This is a genomic window from Paenibacillus dokdonensis (genome assembly GCF_004916975.1).
In the GTDB taxonomy this organism is placed as follows: domain Bacteria; phylum Bacillota; class Bacilli; order Paenibacillales; family Paenibacillaceae; genus Paenibacillus_AQ; species Paenibacillus_AQ dokdonensis.
The window spans coordinates 163,009-180,377 of record NZ_STGQ01000003.1 but is presented as its reverse complement, the minus strand read 5'-3'; the positions used below and the strand labels follow the sequence as shown (position 1 = coordinate 180,377).

Sequence of the window (17,369 nt, the reverse complement as noted above, 5' to 3'; positions counted from 1 at the left end):
GCATATGATGCCCAAGGATGATACGGTCAGGAAGGGAGCGAAAGCATTGAAAAAGAAAGGTAACAAACGGTTCGATAGACCGGTCAAACGCCTTTACTATGTGATGGATAATCCGGATATACATGAGCTGGATATGATCAGTAAGCCGAGCATGGCGCCCGAGCCGAAAAACGAGGATACACATGCCGGGATCAGCTCCATTATCACGGAACCTCAGCTGAAGACGGAAATCTCCGTGCAGGCTGAAGCGGTGGTCTTAGAAGAAGTGGAAGTGGAAGAGGAGAGTTTAAGTATCGCTGAGGCAGCAGTGGAGGAAGAACCCAGACTGGTGGAAGAACCCAGACTGGTGGAAGAAGCCGTAGTAGAGGAAGAACTCAGAATGGAGGAAAAACCAGAACAGGAGGAAGAACCCGCCAATATTCGTTTGCCGCAACAGGTTGTGGAGCAAAAGTTCGCGGAAAAGAAGCTTCCGGATACGTTGCAGCCATTTATCTATACGGAAGATTTGAGTGATGGAGCTGTAATCACCTCCAAAATTTCCTTGCGTGCCGTTGATTCTGCCAGATTGAAGCCCGGTGCCGTAAATGGCGAGGCTATCGCCGATTATGCCGTTACGCATGTTCATTTAGCGGACGCCGCCGTAACTTCCTCCAAAATTGCTCCGTTTTCAATTTTGGAAGAGCATCTGGTTGATCACGCGATCAGCGGAAACAAGCTTCGGGATCATTCCATTGGCGGGGAAAAGATCCGCGCAGGCAGCATCTCGTCCGAGAAGCTTCAGGATCAGGCCATCGCATCAGATAAAATCGCGGACGGTTCCATCCGTTCACGTCATCTTGCTGAGTTAGTAATCTCAAGTGAATTAATTCAATATGAGGCTGTAACTGAAAATAAAATCGCCGGATCAAGCATTCGGGCTCATCATCTCGTTAATGGAGCGATTGACACCTCCAAGCTCGCGGATGGATCCGTGACTTCCTCAAAGATCCGTGACGGAGAAATTACCGGAGAGAAAATCAGGGAGAACTCGCTCGAAGGGGCTCATTTCCGTAGTCAATCCCTGACGGGAGATTTGCTGGCAGACGGGGCAATTGGAAGCGACCAGATTGCGCCAGGCAGCATCGGTTCAGTTCAGCTTGCAGATGGTTCTGTAATAAGCAGCCATCTCCAGCAAGGTGCAGTGACCTCCGATAAAATTGCACCTTTTGCTGTGACAGGCAACCATTTTGCGGAAGGAACCGTACATGGCAGCCATATTGGAGCAGGAGAGATTACCTCTGTGCATATCGCCGATCACAGCATTGATTCGGTTAAGCTGGCAGAGCAGTCCGTTGGTACAGCCCATATCGTAGAGCAGACCGTAACTTCTTCCAAAATTTCTGACCAGAGCATTTTGCCCAGTAAAATTGCCAATGAAGCGGTTCAGACCCGTCATCTGGCGCAGGGAGCGGTACGTTCATCCCAAATTGCACCGGATTCAGTGGCAGGAGAGCATATTCGCAAAAGGGCGATTCAAGGGGGGCATCTGGCGGATAACAGTGTGGAATCCACGCATATGCAGCAGGCATCCATTCAGGGCAGTCATATCGCTCAGAGAGCCGTTGAAGAACGACATATTGCGGAAGAAGCGATCGGGCCCAGCCAACTGCAGTCCGCCTCTGTTACGTCAGAGAAGCTAGCCAATGCGAGCGTTACCGTAGAAAAACTGGCACCTCGTTCTGTCAGAGGACAGATTATTGCTGCGGAAGGAGTCCAAGGTGAACATATCCAAGCCAGGGCTGTCAGCAGCCGGCATTTGGCAGAGCAGAGCGTAGAATCAGAAGCCATTGTAGACGATGCGGTCTTGTCTCGCCATATTCGTACAGGAGCCATAGCGGCTGAACATCTGCAACGGGGAATTATCGGAACGGATATTCTCGGTAAGAGTTCGGTTACTTCAGATCAGCTTGCTGCCAGCAGTATTCAATCAAAGCATTTGAACTCATCCATCGTGGGACCGGTTCATCTGACCGATCATGCAGTAACTTCATTAAAATTATCACCCGAGAGCGTGGCTACGGACAAAATACAGGATCTGGCCATTACGGCCAGCAAACTGGCGGACGGCAGCGTCTCATCTTCGAAAATTACCAAGGGAGCTGTAAACAAAGAACATGTGGCCGAAGGGGCTGTTCATTCCCTCGCCATAGAAGACGGGGCGGTTGGATTTAGGCATTTGGCAGCCGAAACGGTTGGTTCGGAGCAGCTGCAGCCTGGAAGCGTGCAGGAGAAGCATCTGGCAAGCGGCGCGGTGAACTCGAAAGCCATCCAGGAAGCCTCGGTCACAGCGCTCCATATGGCAGCGGAGTCGGTGGGAAGCAGTCAGCTACAGACCGGAAGCGTTACAGAAGAGCATCTGGCCCCAGGGTCTGTAGCACCGGAAGCGCTGCAGGAAGAAGCGGTAACAGCAGATAAAATTGCACCAGGCGCGGTCGGGAATAATCATCTTCAGCGGGAATCCGTAGCCTCAGCACAGCTTCGGGAGAAGGCCGTACAGAAATGGCATATTGCCCTCGGGGCGGTAGAGTATAGGCATCTGGCAGCCGAATCTGTCGGAGAAAGCCAGATGCAGCCTGGCATTATCGGGGAGAAGCATCTGGCGAGCGGCGCGGTAAACTCGAAAGCCATCCAGGAAGCCTCGGTCACAGCGCTTCATATGGCAGCAGAGTCGGTGGGAAGCAGTCAGCTACAGACCGGAAGCGTTACAGAAGAGCATCTGGTCCCAGGGTCTGTAGCACCGGAGGCGCTGCAGGAAGAAGCGGTAACAGCAGATAAAATTGCACCAGGCGCGGTCGGGAATAATCATCTTCAGCGGGAATCCGTAGCCTCAGCGCAGCTCCAGGAAAAGGCCGTGCAGAAATGGCATATTGCCCTCGGGGCGGTAGAAAATAGGCATTTGGCCGCCGAATCTGTCGGAGAAGACCATCTGCAGCATGGAATCGTACAGGAGATCCATATGGCAGAAAGATCGGTGAATTCGAAAGCCATCCAGGATGCCTCAGTCACAGCGCTTCATATGGCAGCAGAATCGGTTGGCAGCAGTCAGCTACAGACCGGAAGCGTTACAGAACAGCATCTGACTCCTGGGTCTGTAGCATCGGAGGCACTGCAGGAAGAAGCGGTAACAGCAGATAAAATTGCACCAGGAGCGATCGGGAATGACCATCTTCAGCGGGAATCCGTAGGTCCAGCACAGCTTCAGGAGAAGGCCGTGCAGAACTGGCAAATTGCCCTTGAGGCGGTAGAAAATAAGCATCTGGCTGCCGAATCAGTCGGAGAAGAACAGCTGCAGTCAGGCATCATCGGAGAGAAGCATCTGGCAAGCGGCGCGGTGAACTCGAAAGCCATCAAGGAAGCCTCGGTCACAGCGCTCCATATGGCAGCGGAGTCGGTGGGAAGCAGTCAGCTACAGACCGGAAGCGTTACTGAACAGCATTTAACCCCAGGGTCAGTAGCATCGGAGGCACTGCAGGAAGAAGCGGTAACAACAGATAAAATTGCACCAGGAGCGATCGGGAATGACCATCTTCAGCGGGAATCCGTAGCCTCAGCACAGCTCCAGGAGAAGGCTGTGCAGAATCGGCATATTGCTCTTGAGGCGGTAGAAAATAGGCATCTGGCTGCCGAATCAGTCGGAGAAGTCCAGATGCAGCCAGGCATCATCGGAGAGAAGCATCTGGCGAGCGGCGCGGTAAACTCGGAAGCCATCAAGGCAGCCGCGGTCACAGCGCTTCATATGGCAGCGGAGTCGGTGGGAAGCAGTCAGCTTCAGACCGGAAGCGTTACTGAACAGCATCTAGCCCCGAGGTCAGTAGCATCGGAAGCACTGCAGGAAGAAGCGGTAACAGCAGATAAAATTGCACCAGGCGCGATCGGGAATGATCATCTTCAGCGGGAATCCGTAGCTTCAGCACAGCTCCAGGAGAAGGCTGTGCAGAACTGGCATATTGCCCTTGAGGCGGTAGAAAATAGGCATCTGGCTGCCGAATCAGTCGGAGAAGTCCAGCTGCAGCCAGGCATCATCGGAGAGAAGCATCTGGCGAGCGGCGCGGTAAACTCGGAAGCCATCAAGGCAGCCGCGGTCACAGCGCTTCATATGGCAGCGGAGTCGGTGGGAAGCGTAAATCTGCAGCAGGATGCCGTGCGATCCATCCATCTGCATGAAAAAAGCGTACAGCAAAGACATATTTGTCCTGACGCCATCGTTCAGCGCCATTTGGCAGACAATTCGGTTGGAGCAGAGCAGCTCCAGTCCGAAAGCATCGCGGAGCACCATCTGACAGAGTCCTCGGTAAATGGAGTGGCCATTCAAGATGGTGCTGTAACAAGCAGTAAGCTTGCTTACGAATCCGTCGGCAGCCATCAGCTAACATCGGACGCGATTGCGTCTTATCATCTCCAGGCAGGCGCGGTACAGGAACACCATCTGGCAGATGAAGCGGTGAATACGAACCATCTGGCTCCTGAGGCTGTAGGCAGCAGTCAGCTTCAGACTGGAAGTGTGACGGAAGTGCATCTGGCCCTGGGTTCCGTATCGGCGGAAGCTCTACAAGCCGAAGCTGTAACTGCGGGTAAGATTGCACCGGGTTCCATCAGTAATGAACATCTCCAGCAAGAATCTGTAGCATCAGCGCAGCTGCAGGTGAAGGCTGTGCAGAAATGGCATATTGCTCCTGGAGCGGTAGATTACATGCATTTGGCTGCCGAATCGGTGGGAGAAGAACACCTTCAGCCCGGCATCATCGGAGAGCAGCATCTGACCAGTGAAGCGGTGAATACAGAAGCCTTGGGACGGGGGGCTGTAACAGCTGAGAAGCTGGCGGAATCTTCAATCGGCAGCATGCATATCCAGTCCGGTTCGATTGGCGGAAGGCATCTCGTTCCGGGCGCTATTCATGGGGAGGCACTTCGTGATGGCGCTGTCCATGGAGCCAAGATTGCGCCGGGTTCGATTGGCAGCACGCATATTCAACCTGAATCTATTCGTCCGCTTCACCTGCAGGCAGAGAGTATACAGGAGTGGCATCTGCAAGAGGGAGCCGTAAGCAGCTGGCATCTTCAGGATCAGTCTATCCAAAGCCGACATCTGGCTCACCAATCGGTTTCTGCAGCCCATCTCGCATTCACGCCAGTACGTAGCGCTTCCCAGCAGCCAAGCGTTCAGCAGTTCGGCATTGCTTCATTCCGGATCGGAGAAGGCCAGATGCAGGTAGAAGTGCCAATTACATTGCAGGAGCCGTACCCAAGTAATCATTATGTGATTGTCGCGATGTGCAACCATTCCGATTTTTATGCTGTATTGAAAACCCAACGGGAGGATACGGCCTTTATCGAAGTCGTGCGTAGACAGGGCGGAGCTGAGACCTTTGGCTTCCTCTCCTGGATTGCTGTGGGTTCTGCTCAAGCAGCCGTCGATGAATCTGGAGGCTTTCCATTTGCAGGCCGTTCATAATTTTGTTTAATGGTTTCGAAATCAGCGAGTTTTTCATTGCAAGCGAATGATTTCAGACGCGGGGAATATTCCCCGCGTCTTTGTTTTACCAGAACTGGAATTCGGCTTGCAACCGAATTTCATGCACAAACGCCGCTTCCAGAGCCATAACGGACGCATAGGATACTCAAGGTAATATCAGCCGAATCGAACAGGGGGGGAGTATGCCCGCATGCACAAGCCATCCAGACGAAAGCGCCTGCCACAATGGAGACGAAAACGAAGCCGTACGGTAAGCCTTTTGGAACGCAGAAGCTGTGAGCACCCGGTCGTCTCGGTCATTATCCCTGCGATGAATGAGCAAAAGACAATTGGGAATGTCATCAGGGAAGCATGGCAGGTACATGAGGCCTGTGAAGTAATCGTTGTAGCCAATGGCTGCACCGACCGCACAGCGGATATCGCAGCGGCGATGGGAGCCAAGGTACTGCGGTTTGAGCAGCCGCTTGGACATGATGTGGGCAGAACCATTGGAGCCGAAGCATCCACGGGTCAAGTACTGCTATTTGTGGATGCGGATATGAGGGTTTCATGCGGGCATTTGCGGCCCTTCGTAAATGCGGTATTGAATGGAACAGACATTGCATTGAACAGTTACCGCGGGCCGGTACATCATCGACAGGTCCATCCAGTCATTTTAGCCAAGCATACGCTGAATTCGATGCTTAGACGCCCTGATCTGATGGGTGCTTCGCTGACCGCTGTTCCGCATGCAATGAGCCGCCGTGCAGCAGATATCATCGGGAACCCCAATCTCTCAATACCACCCCTTGCACAGGCTATGGCCGTCCATTCGGGTCTAAGAGTCTCAGCCGTCCATGACGTGCCCGTAGGCAAGCTGAATCGGCGCCGCAGGGGAACAGCAAACGGGAAAGATCCGCTGCAGCAGGTGGTCATCGACGATCATCTGCAGGCAATAGATTGGTACTTGTCGCGCACAGGCCCAAGAGGCGGTTACAGTGACCTTGGGCGGGACAGAGACCGGGTGGGAAGGTGAGACGAATGAGAATCAGAAAAAAAAGATCTGGCCGACCAGAACGATCAGGCCGGCGGCGGAGTATGGGCAGAGCAAGGAAACATTCTCCTTTGAAAATAAAACAGCGTACTTCTGCCACCTCCCGCAAAAATAAGGATCCTTGGGTTCGCCGTGCGTTTAAAGCCGGATGGAGAAATGGAAGCGTGGAAAGAGCGGAAACAGCAAAAGAAAAACTGCATTTTTATGAATCAAGCCTTCAGCTAACTTTCGTGGAATGGATGAACGCCAATATAAATCCAAGGCCTGGATATGCCCTTATGAAGCGGCTGTCGGCGGCCTATGTTCAAGGATTCAACAAAGGAAAAGGCAGCTCGGAAAATGGAGTGCCGCTCCTTCTGCAGGGCACCGCGGCGGCCGTGGTCTGTGCGAGCAGTGAAGAAGACAGTCTTCATGACATGTTGAATGAGCTGGAGAGGCTGCCGCTGCAGGAAGTTATCGTCGTACTGAATGGCTCCAGGGACAACAGCTATACGATCTTACACAGTCATCCGCTGGTGACCGTGGTTTATTATCCCGAGCTCCTGGGTCATGACGTGGGAAGAAGCATCGGAGCGAGATTGACTGGGGCTGATGCCGTTCTGTTCTGTGATGGGGATATGGTGATTCCAGCAGAACATCTGGCTCCCTTTTTGTATGCTGTAGACCGTGGATGTGATGCTGCACTGAATAATTTGAACGGGCTCCTTCCTTTGTTTATGCATCAGGATGAATTGACGCATTGCAAAAGCTTTTTAAATATGGCACTGGGCCGAAGCGACCTGGGGGCTAACTCTCTGACAGCAGTCCCTCACGCCCTTTCCGGGAGGTTAATTCACGAAATGGATGTCCGGCATCTGATTGTACCGCCGAAGGCACAGGCTCTGGCTATTCTGGAAGGGTACCGGGTGGAAGCGGTTCATACCGTCGACGTCTTTTCAGGCAACCGGAAACGCGAAGGGAATGTAGGCAAGGGAAACGCAGTCGCAGATATGATTATTGGAGATCATGCGGAGGCTATTGATGAAATATTAACGCGGCGGAAAGTTTCTGGTTCTATGAGGAGCTTATCCCGTATGGATGTCGCATTGCAGAGGAACGCCATATGAGGCTGCGAACCGGGTTGACCAGCATTATTATCCCGACCTGTAACGGGCTGTCTTTGTTAATCTCATGCGTTGAGTCTATTCGTAGTTATACCGATACGCCTTACGAAATTATTGTAGTAGATAATGCTTCAACCGATGGAACGGATGCTTACTGCATCCGTGAGGGGATTGTTTTTATATCACTGCCGGTAAATGAGGGATTCCCCAAGGCTTGCAATCTGGGAATGAAGGTGGCAAGAGGAGATTATCTTTTGCTGCTTAACAACGATGTAACGGTAACGCACAACTGGCTGTCCAATCTACTCGTAGCTGCAGACAGCAGTGCAGACGTCGGACTGGTGGGGCCCGTGACCAATGAGGCAAGTGGTTTGCAAAAAATGGAGCTTTCCTTCCGGGATCTGCCTGATTTCCAGCGGATTGCCGCTGAAAATAACCTTTCGGATGCTGGGCGATGGATTGAGGTAAGGAGGATTATCGGCATGTGCCTGCTGCTTAAACGAGAGGTCTTGCACCGAATCGGATATTTGGATGAGGTTTTCTCGCCTGGCCATTATGAGGATGATGATTACTGCCATCGGGCGAGGATTTCGGGGTTCAGGCTTCTCATCTGCAAAGATGTGCTTGTACATCATAGGGGCAGCGCCAGCTTCAAACAATCCCAGCCGGAAGAGCTGAAGGCATTAATAAATAGAAATCACCGGCTGTTTATGGATAAATGGCATTTTGATCCGCGTGAATTTATTGAAGAACATTAAAGCAAACCCGAAGGAGGAGAAGTGCAGTGAAAGGCATCGTTTTGGCAGGCGGGACAGGAACAAGATTGTATCCGCTGACCCGGCTGATCAATAAGCATTTGCTTCCTGTTGGGAAGTATCCCATGATTGTCTACGGCATCGACCGGCTGCGGCATGCGGGGATTACTGATATTTTAATCGTCATGGGCAAGCAGTCCGCCGGCTTGTATACAGATTTTTTAGGCAGCGGAAAAGAATTTGGCGTCAATCTGACATACCGGATTCAGGAAGAGGCAGGAGGTATCGCTGAGGCATTGGAGCTTGCCAGAGGCTTTGTGAATCAGGAGGAACGCTTCGTAGTGCTGCTTGGGGACAATTTGTTCATGGATGATCTGACTCCATTCGTAAATAGCTATGAACGCCAGCCGCCGGGTACAGCCAGAGTGCTTTTAAAGCATGTGAAGGATGCCAGACGTTACGGAGTACCCGTATTTGACAAGAAGCAGCAAGCGCTGATCACAGAAATTGAAGAAAAACCTGCGGTTCCCAAGTCCTCCTATTGTGTGACCGGAATATATATGTATGATTCAGCCGTGTTCGATATTATTTCACAGATTAAGCCCTCTGCACGAGGCGAACTTGAAATTACCGATGTCAATAATGTATACGCGGCACGCGGTAAACTGGAATATGATATTCTTCAGAAATGGTGGAGTGATGCAGGTACCTTCGAATCGCTCCAGGAAGCCGGTCGGCGCATGAAAGGGTTGATCCCGTGAACCGGCAATTCAATAATACAGCAGCCTTCATTCCATTATGGAAGAAGGCTGTTGCTGTAAAGATCATCAGAAAGCCAAAAGTATTGAGTGATAAAGCTTCCGAATTGCGGCAGACAAAACCCGAAGCAGTACGGCAGACAAAACCCGAAGCAGTACGGCAGACAAAATCCGAAGCAACACGGCAGACAAAATCCGAAGCAACACGGCAGACAAAATCCGAAGCAGTACGGCAGACAAAACCCGAAGCAGCACGGCAGCGCAAGCCGGGGAAAAAAAAGTACTCTTACCGCCGCAGGTCGAACACTCCATTCAGACTTCCCCGCAAGCATGAACGCTTCCCGAACGGACCCCGCTATCGGAAAGCGGAGCCGAAGCCAAGGCAGAAGCAGAAGCCGTTTTTTCCACCTGTATCAACTGAACCTACCGAGACCTGTACGACTGAGCTTAATAGGGGGTACGGGGCAGGTGGTACAGCCGGAACAGAAGAAGAAATGGCATCATTACTTCCGCCCTACACGGTGCTGCCAGAAGTGTCTGCAAGAGAGATTATGGCAGCCGGCCTGCAGCTGTATCTGCCCCGTCTGAAGCCGCTCCTACGACCGGAGGAGGTTCATCAACGACTTGAGCACTCTTTGGCTGGAGGTCAGCCGCTATCGGTCGTCCGGCTCGGAGACGGGGAGCTCCTCGCTTTGGCTCATGATACTGTGCTTCCATTAGAGCATGCCAGATCGGCGGGACATTTTCTTACGGCTGCCGGCATGACACTGCCTGATTACCATGCTCGCAGCATACTTGCAGATGCGGTAAGGAAGGCGGATATTATCGGCATACCCTTTTCGCGTCTTCCTACTTATCAGGGGCTTTTGTTTCCGGTTCTGCGCTATTATGGCATTGATTACGGGCCGCTTATCTTTACCACCTCCACAATCAATTACGCGCTGCATGAATATGGATTCCTCCAGTCTTTGCTGCGGAATAAACAGGTGCTGGTGATCGGTAATTTGGCGGAAGAATTGGCTAGGAAGCTTACGGTATCCATGGTGCATGTTGCGGGAGTTATTTCCCCTGTCAACGGATTTCCGGATATTCCCCGCGTGCTTTCGGAAGCGTCGATGCATTCCTTTGATATTGCGCTGGTTGCTAGCGGTATTCCCGCAGTTGTCATATGTCAGAGAATAGCAACGGAGCTTGGAAAATCGGCGCTGGATTTTGGCCATTTGGCGGATAAGCTTATTTCGGGTGAATTGTCATACAACTGATCATTGCTCCGTTTATATATAGATCAAGTATAGAGACGGGAGAGGGCTATCAAATGAAGAGAAATCTTAGGCGGAAATCGGTAAGGCCAGGCGGCAAAAAAAGGGGGAAACGTATCTGGCCGGATGCAGGCAGCAGTTACCGGCTGGGCTACGAGCGGGGATATGCGCAAGGCACAGCTAAAGGGAAAGCGGCGTTCGACCAGCCGTTCCACGGCACGAGTATTGTAATTCCAAGCTATAACCAGGCGGAGTATTTGACCAGGTGCATTGAGAGCATCGAGACTCACACGATAGAACCCTACGAGATTATTGTAGTAGATAATGGCTCTACAGATGAAACCGGTGATTATCTAAAGAAGAGAACGGGGCAACTGCGTTACCGGCTGATGGAAACCAACCGTGGTTTTTCCGGAGGTGTCAATCAGGGACTGATGATGGCCAAAGGCGATACCATTGTCATTCTGAACAACGATACCCTGGTGACTCCTGGTTGGCTAACCCATATGCTGCGGTGTCTGAAGAGCGATCCCATCATCGGCGTCGTTGGTCCGGTAACGAATTATATCAGCGGTGAACAGCAGATTGCCGTTCCCTACGAAAACGTAGAGCAAATGTGGGAATATGCAGCTTCCTGCGACAAGCCGGATGAGACCAAGTGGAAGGAGACCGACCGGCTTGTCGGGTTCTGCCTTCTATTCCGGAGGGAGCTGCTTGGGCGGATTGGTTATTTCGATGAAGGCTTCAGAATCGGAAATTATGAGGATGATGACTGGATCATCCGGGTCCGGCTCTGCGGGCTAAAGCTTGTTATCGCCGGGGATTCTTTTATCCACCACTTTGGCAGCGTCAGTATGAAGGAGCTCGGACAAGAGCAATTTCATGCGGTTCATGGTCATAATGAGCTGTATTACACAGGAAAATGGGGAAATCCTCATGTATGGGTGGAGGAAGTGAAGCAGAATGGTTCTCTGTTCAGAAACGGTAATCCTAGTAATGCCGGGTCTCCTTCTGACTTTTTCCCTTCTCATGTGGTCATCCGTGATCAGGGTGGACAGCAATATTTTCTCTATGAGGGAGATAAATATCCTTGCACCGCTATCGAGAAGAAGACGGGGATTCGGCCCGTGGTCCTGTCCAGGCTGGATATCCGCAGCATCCCTACAGCTGAAGCGGTTATGGATGAGGAAGCACTTCTGTCGGTGCTGAAGTCCCCAATGGATGAGCCTGTAGAGGGTCAACTTGTAGGCAGCGGTGACGGAATTGTTTATCAATGGCGTAGAGGCTGCATTCGGCCGTTCGTATCCGATTTTGCGCTGGAACGGTGGAATTTGAAGGAACGGAGTATCTTGAATTTGTCGACGGAGAGGCTGCAGTCTGCTCCCCGTGGTCTGCCGGTTATCGCACCACCTATTTTGCAAAACCCTGTGCTGTAATAAATTTAGAACTCCCCCCTGGTTAGGCGTAACTGTATGTAGGCTTGCGGCATAGGATATAGCAGGCAGAAGCGGATCAGGCGGGGCGGGCCTTCGCGGCCTTTCGCGAAAGCATCAACAGGAGGAATAGATCATGCAGAGCAAAATTGATGAAATGTTAACTCATATGTCCCATTCCCACCAGCAGATGGCCAGAGTTCTGGATGCCGAACGCCAGATGGCGGTTCGAATGGCTCAAATTATACACGACCTGCCGGATACCGATCCTGAATTTGATGGCATTAACGGGTTAATTGAGAATTCTGGACAAATCAATAAAAGCATCATTGCCTATCTGGGAAGTATCGCGGATCTTCAGGAAGCGCTCGCGGAGACTCTGAATCATGTTGTGAAAGAGCTCGGTAGCCATGAGGAAGAGTAAATGGAGACTTGATATAGGGGAGTGCTGCAGATGAGCAGGGAACAGGCCTTTTTGCATATGCTGGACGCCGCTTCCAAAATCCAGTGGAATATCGCCATGATTTTGGAAGCCAAAGCGGTTGAGGCGGAGAAAGTCCGGAATTGGGCACTGAATCATTTGACCGCGGATGCATTTCAGACCCATGATAATCAGCTTAATGAGCCTTTGCAGATTCACGGTCAAATCGTGGAACTGCTCGAGGGGCTGACCAAGCTCGAAAACGGACTTTGCAGCAACTTGAAAGCTGTTCTGGTTCAGGAGGAAAACGGACTTGGTGACGAAGATGGCATGTTTGGCTCAGGGTTCGATCTGGGAGACATGGGAAAATGAGTATGCTCCTTAAAGAGCAGGAAGCTAAGCTTTCCATCATCGCTTCCATTGCAAACAGCCAACAGGCGCTAGCCCGAATCCTCAGCAGCATTGCGGATATATCCTCCCATTCAGAGCTATCGGCCCGGAGTCTGAAAGAGAATATCCGACTTCTTACGCAGTATCAAGCTACCATGTGCGAGATGCTGGAAGGAATCAAGTTATGCCATCCGCGTAGAGGTACTCCTGCGCCTCCCTGGTTAAACGCATCCCGACTGCCGCATACATGACGACCGAAGTACAGGAGGAATAACGGATGAAGACCAAGAAACGTGTTTCCCGGTCCGTAAAATCCGGCACCCGGAGGCGCAAGCAGCTCATTGCTCGCAAGGCCCGATTGCTGAGAACGAAAAAGCTGCGTCAGCACAAGGCCAAGCGTCAGCTCGTAAAGGGCGGAAAAAGAAGACATCAACGACTCGGCGTGGTCCGCAGAAAACGTAAGCGGAGATGGGTCAATCCCGTTCTTCCAGCTCCGGTGGAGCAAAGTGCTCTGCCTCAGGCTCCGGATGCCGCATACACCGAAGGGTATGATGAAGCCTATAACGAAGGGTTCAATGCCGGCTTCGCCAAAGGATATGAAGATGGACATCAGTTAGCCTATCAATCGAAATGAGGATTTCATAAGAGTCCTGATATAAATAGCAGGTATGGGAACAGTCAAGCCTCCAACTTCATGGGAAACCATGAAGTTGGAGGCTTTTTTGCTGCTTGTTATGCGTGACATGCGCCAATTTCCTGCCTGAAAGGCTGCCGTCCATGATGCAATTGTCTCTTCCGCATATATTTATGATTATAGAATTTATTAGTTTTCAGCGGAGCTGAACAATTCTATTCTTTCAAAATCACAACAGGCAGGGTGAAAGCTGTGGGAAGAAAAGCTGCTGCAGGAAGAAACGCAAGTCACCGGCATGGTTACGGTGATGGGTACAGACTTGGCCTTTGCCAGGCGGTGGAAGAACGTGTGCCTTTGCCACAGCCTTATAGCAGGGACATGAAACTAATGTATGTTCCCCAAGGATTTCCTGCGATCGATCAGGGGGTGACAGCGGCACTCCGCAGCCTGGTCAGAGAATGTATCGTAGCGGAAGCTCCAAACATGCTGGAAGTGGCAGCTCGGGAACGGCCCGATCTGGTTCTGGTCATGAATGGACTGCATGTATTTCCGGATAACCATCTGGAGGATATTGCTAAGATCCGCGGGATGGGGATGAAGACGGCAGTCTGGTTTGTTGACGATCCGTATTTTACGGAGGATACGGCCCCGATGTGCACAGGTTATGACATTGTGTTTACTCATGAATTAGGTTGTGTTCCATTTTATCGCGGACTTGGAGCTTCCAATGTGCATTATCTGCCTTTGGCCGTAAATACCGACATGTTCAAGCCGCAGCGCCCGGGACCAGGGCATTTGTATGATATTTGCTTTATCGGTAATGCCTTTTGGAACAGGGTGGCACTATTGGATGAGATGGCCCCGTTTCTGGAGGATAAGAAGGTACTGATTGCCGGGGGGTATTGGGAAAGACTCACTCAGATTCAGAGGCTGGGACGTTCGCTGCATATGGGATACATCGTGCCGGAAGAAACCGTTAACTATTACAACGGCGCAAAAATCGTTCTCAATATTCACCGGCCGGACGAGTATGGGCAGGATAACCGGAACAGCCATCACATTAAAGCCAAATCCATCAATCCCCGCACCTATGAAATCAGCGCTTGCGGCGCTCTTCAGATTACCGATGTCCGTGAGGATACCAACTCGCATTACAGACCGGGGTATGACATCGAAACCTTCGGTTCGGTTAGTGAACTGCAGAATAAAATCAGTTATTACCTTCAGCATGAGGATAAACGTGTAGAGATGGCTTGGCGCGGGTTATGGACGACGCGAAAAGAACATTCTTTTGTTTCGAGAATGAATACGCTGCTAGAGCTTATTTAAATTAAAAAGGATGAGGAGCGGGTTACTACATGTCAACCATTAAGCACCGGAGAAAAACCATGCGGCATGAGTTAGTATTAACCCCGGCTGAAGAAGCACGGGCGCGTGGCCGTAAAGCAGGTTATCAGTCAGGACATGACGAGGGTTATTTAAAAGGGCGCGCCGATTATATTGTCAGCCAACATGCTGCCGCATTTCCATTCCGCCAAGTCAATGTGCTCTATATTGCATCCGGAAAAGGATTTCCTTATTCCCCGATCGATGAGGCTATTTCCACAACGCTGCGCGGAATGGTATCCCAGTTGACTGTTATTGAGCCGGGACAGCCAATCAGTGAAATTGCCTATCAAATTATGCCGGATCTGGTTTTGGTTCTGGACGGTATGTTTATCCAGAATGAGCAGCTTGATCTGATCCGCCAGCAGGGAATTAAAACGGCGATCTGGCTGACGGATGATCCGTATTATACAGATATGACCACGGAAAACGTGAACCATTATGACTATATATTTACTCTGGAATCCAACTGTATTCCATATTATCAGCAGCTCGGCTGCCCTCAGGTGCATCATTTGCCTTTCGCCGCTTATGCTGAGCATTACAAACCTGAAAGAACGCGGTCAGCTCAGCGCAGGGAAGTGAGCTTTATTGGCTCCGCATACTGGAATCGGGTCGAGTATCTGAATCCGATTATGGACCGTCTGATGCAGCATAATACCATCATCAATGGTATCTGGTGGGACCGTCTACCTAATTATGCCGCCTATCAGGATCGCATCGAGCTGAACAAATGGATGGGGCCGCAAGAGACATCAGGAGCCTACAATGCATCCAAGATAGTCATCAATCTCCACCGCTCCCACGAGGATGATTCCGTGAATAACAACGCCGTCAAAATACCGGCTGCATCTCCTAATCCACGTACTTTCGAAATCTCCGCTTGTGCTACCCTTCAGCTTACGGATGCTCGCAGCGACCTCGCCAAATTCTACACTCCAGGCAGGGAGATTGAAACGTACAGCTCTCCGGAAGAGCTCCTCGACAAAGTCGAATACTATCTGACCCATGAAAAAGAACGCAGAGACATTGCTCTGAATGCTCTTGACCGGACGATGCGGGAGCATACCTACAGCCACCGTTTGAACCAAATGTTGTCCATTGTCTTCCCTTAGGCGGCATTAGCCGCCGGCAATTTTGGACAGATGGAGGGGAACATTTGTCGTGCCGGTACAGATTTACTTCTAATATATTGTATTACTTGGGTCAAAGGAGGTGCGAATCGTACCCTGTACTTTTTGCAGTGGTCCCATGCACATGATAACGTACAAACCCAAACTCATGTTGTTCTCGCATGTCAGCAATACCGGCAGCATCACAGGGGCCGAAAAGCTCCTGCTGTTGTTCTGCCTGCAATTATCCCCTTATTTTGACTGCATCCTGACAGCTCCGCAGGAAGGCAAACTGACAGACTATGCCAGAAAGCAAGGCATTCAGGTACGAATCCAAACCTACCCCCTGCTGTTTAGCATGTATCATCCCGGAGAGTGGCTGGAACAAGAGGCAGAGGAACTCCGGAACCATCCGGACTTTGCATCCGTCGTCCGCTGTATGACAGAGACTGCACCGGATATCGTTCTGACCAGCACAATTGTCAACGCATTGCCGGCAATAGCGGCAAAAACACTCGGTATACCGGTGTTGTGGAAAATTACAGAAATTATGCAAACCACTGAATATACGGCTGCAGCGATATCCGTGGTAGAGAAATACAGCGACTGTCTGATCGCCATTTCGGAAGCATCGGCTCGTGTCTTTCGGGGCAATGTTTCTAGGCCGATCACGCTGCTTCCCCCATCTTCCGATAATGAGCTGCTTCATCCATCCCAAAAGCTTATCCGTACCGGATACCGCAAAGTTCTTCGCCTTAAGGATTCCCAGCCCTGTATAGGCTATATCTCTTCTTTTATTCATCCTGAAAAGGGACTTCACGAATTTATCCGAATGGCACTCATTCTAGCTGAATCCTACACAAACTGCCGTTTTGTCATGATCGGCAAGCCGGCAGATCATAAATATTTTGACCGCTGCGTTGCAGAAGTGAATGCTTCAGACTACAGAACCCGTTTTCGTTTTATACCTTTTGTGGAATCGGTTCATTCTGCATACTGCGCAATGGATATCCTTGTGGTTCCTAGCATGGTGAAGGAAGGATTTGGCATGACCGCGCTGGAAGGCATGCTTTGCGGCAAACCGGTGATATCATTTGATTCCGGTGGACTTGGGGAACTGATGGGTAATACGGGAAACGCGCAATTTACCGTACCGACGGGCGACTATGCCGCGCTTGCTGTCAAGGCAGCTGAACTGCTGGAAAATCCCGAACTTATGCAAATCACCGGCAGCAAAAACGCAAATTCGGCAAGGACCCTATACGGCATGGAAACATATCGTCAGAGGGTTCAGACATTTGTTAATGAGCTGCAGCTTGGCTGTCCTGATTGGATGAGCGGAGGCATATCCCGCAGTGTATCCGCATACCGGGAACCTCAGCCCTTGCCATTGCCGCCGATAAGGCAGACAGCTAAGGTGGTTAGACGGAAACCAAGGAAGAAGAAAAGAGCACAGGTACGCAGAATCCGGATCAAAGCGCCTGCCTCCAGGCGTTATCATACGAAAAGAAAGACAGGAGCAGGCAAGCGATCCAAACGCCGCTCCAAATCAATCAAACGAAGGTAGGAGATT

At 51.0% G+C, this 17,369-nt stretch carries 14 protein-coding genes; all 14 read left to right on the top strand.

Translation table 11 applies throughout. From position 1 onward, the window contains the following. Positions 1–46 precede the first annotated feature (46 nt). The 14 genes from E6W40_RS25265 (at position 47) to E6W40_RS25200 (ending at position 17,363) form a co-directional block, all read left to right on the top strand. Positions 47–5,491 carry a WIAG-tail domain gene (locus tag E6W40_RS25265; RefSeq protein ID WP_168929048.1) on the top strand — a complete coding sequence of 1,815 codons (5,445 nt, stop codon included), beginning with the start codon at positions 47–49 and terminating at the stop codon, positions 5,489–5,491. Between the two features lie 211 nt (positions 5,492–5,702). Next, the gene (locus E6W40_RS25260; RefSeq protein ID WP_136608392.1) at positions 5,703–6,527 is read left to right on the top strand and encodes a glycosyltransferase family 2 protein; all 825 of its coding nucleotides are present in this window, start codon (positions 5,703–5,705) and stop codon (positions 6,525–6,527) included. 89 nt (positions 6,528–6,616) lie between these two features. Further along, positions 6,617–7,651 (top strand): glycosyltransferase family 2 protein, encoded by a 1,035-nt coding sequence (locus E6W40_RS25255; RefSeq protein ID WP_246073183.1) that lies wholly within the window; start codon positions 6,617–6,619, stop codon positions 7,649–7,651. Continuing rightward, positions 7,648–8,406, top strand: coding sequence for a glycosyltransferase family 2 protein (locus E6W40_RS25250; RefSeq protein WP_136608391.1), 759 nt, complete (start codon positions 7,648–7,650; stop codon positions 8,404–8,406). The genes E6W40_RS25255 and E6W40_RS25250 overlap by 4 nt, the downstream gene beginning before the upstream one ends. 26 nt (positions 8,407–8,432) lie before the next feature. After that, a complete protein-coding gene (locus tag E6W40_RS25245) occupies positions 8,433–9,164 on the top strand; it encodes a sugar phosphate nucleotidyltransferase (protein ID WP_136608390.1) in 732 nt (243 codons plus the stop codon). Next, positions 9,161–10,423, top strand: a complete 1,263-nt coding sequence (locus tag E6W40_RS30185) for a GT-D fold domain-containing protein (protein ID WP_246073182.1) — start codon at positions 9,161–9,163, stop codon at positions 10,421–10,423. The genes E6W40_RS25245 and E6W40_RS30185 overlap by 4 nt, the downstream gene beginning before the upstream one ends. A gap of 53 nt (positions 10,424–10,476) precedes the next feature. Beyond that, positions 10,477–11,856: a glycosyltransferase family 2 protein gene (locus tag E6W40_RS25235; RefSeq protein ID WP_136608389.1), complete on the top strand. Its 1,380-nt coding sequence runs from the start codon at positions 10,477–10,479 to the stop codon at positions 11,854–11,856. 133 nt (positions 11,857–11,989) lie between these two features. Next, positions 11,990–12,277, top strand: coding sequence for a nucleoside-diphosphate sugar epimerase (locus tag E6W40_RS25230; RefSeq protein WP_136608388.1), 288 nt, complete (start codon positions 11,990–11,992; stop codon positions 12,275–12,277). Between the two features lie 30 nt (positions 12,278–12,307). After that, positions 12,308–12,646: an alpha-helical endospore appendage domain-containing protein gene (locus E6W40_RS25225; RefSeq protein ID WP_136608387.1), complete on the top strand. Its 339-nt coding sequence runs from the start codon at positions 12,308–12,310 to the stop codon at positions 12,644–12,646. Further along, a complete protein-coding gene (locus E6W40_RS25220) occupies positions 12,643–12,915 on the top strand; it encodes a hypothetical protein (protein WP_136608386.1) in 273 nt (90 codons plus the stop codon). Before E6W40_RS25225 ends, E6W40_RS25220 begins: the two co-directional genes overlap by 4 nt. Positions 12,916–12,941: 26 nt before the next feature. Further along, complete coding sequence (locus E6W40_RS25215) at positions 12,942–13,298, top strand: hypothetical protein (RefSeq protein WP_136608385.1); 357 nt, start codon at positions 12,942–12,944, stop codon at positions 13,296–13,298. A gap of 243 nt (positions 13,299–13,541) precedes the next feature. Beyond that, positions 13,542–14,627 carry a CgeB family protein gene (locus E6W40_RS25210; RefSeq protein WP_425464961.1) on the top strand — a complete coding sequence of 362 codons (1,086 nt, stop codon included), beginning with the start codon at positions 13,542–13,544 and terminating at the stop codon, positions 14,625–14,627. A gap of 59 nt (positions 14,628–14,686) precedes the next feature. Further along, entirely contained in the window at positions 14,687–15,799 is a 1,113-nt protein-coding gene (locus E6W40_RS25205) for a CgeB family protein (RefSeq protein WP_246073231.1), read from the top strand. Positions 15,800–15,941: 142 nt separating this feature from the next. Then, on the top strand, positions 15,942–17,363 hold the full coding sequence (locus E6W40_RS25200) for a glycosyltransferase family 4 protein (RefSeq protein ID WP_168929047.1): 1,422 nt from the start codon (positions 15,942–15,944) through the stop codon (positions 17,361–17,363). Positions 17,364–17,369 lie beyond the last annotated feature (6 nt).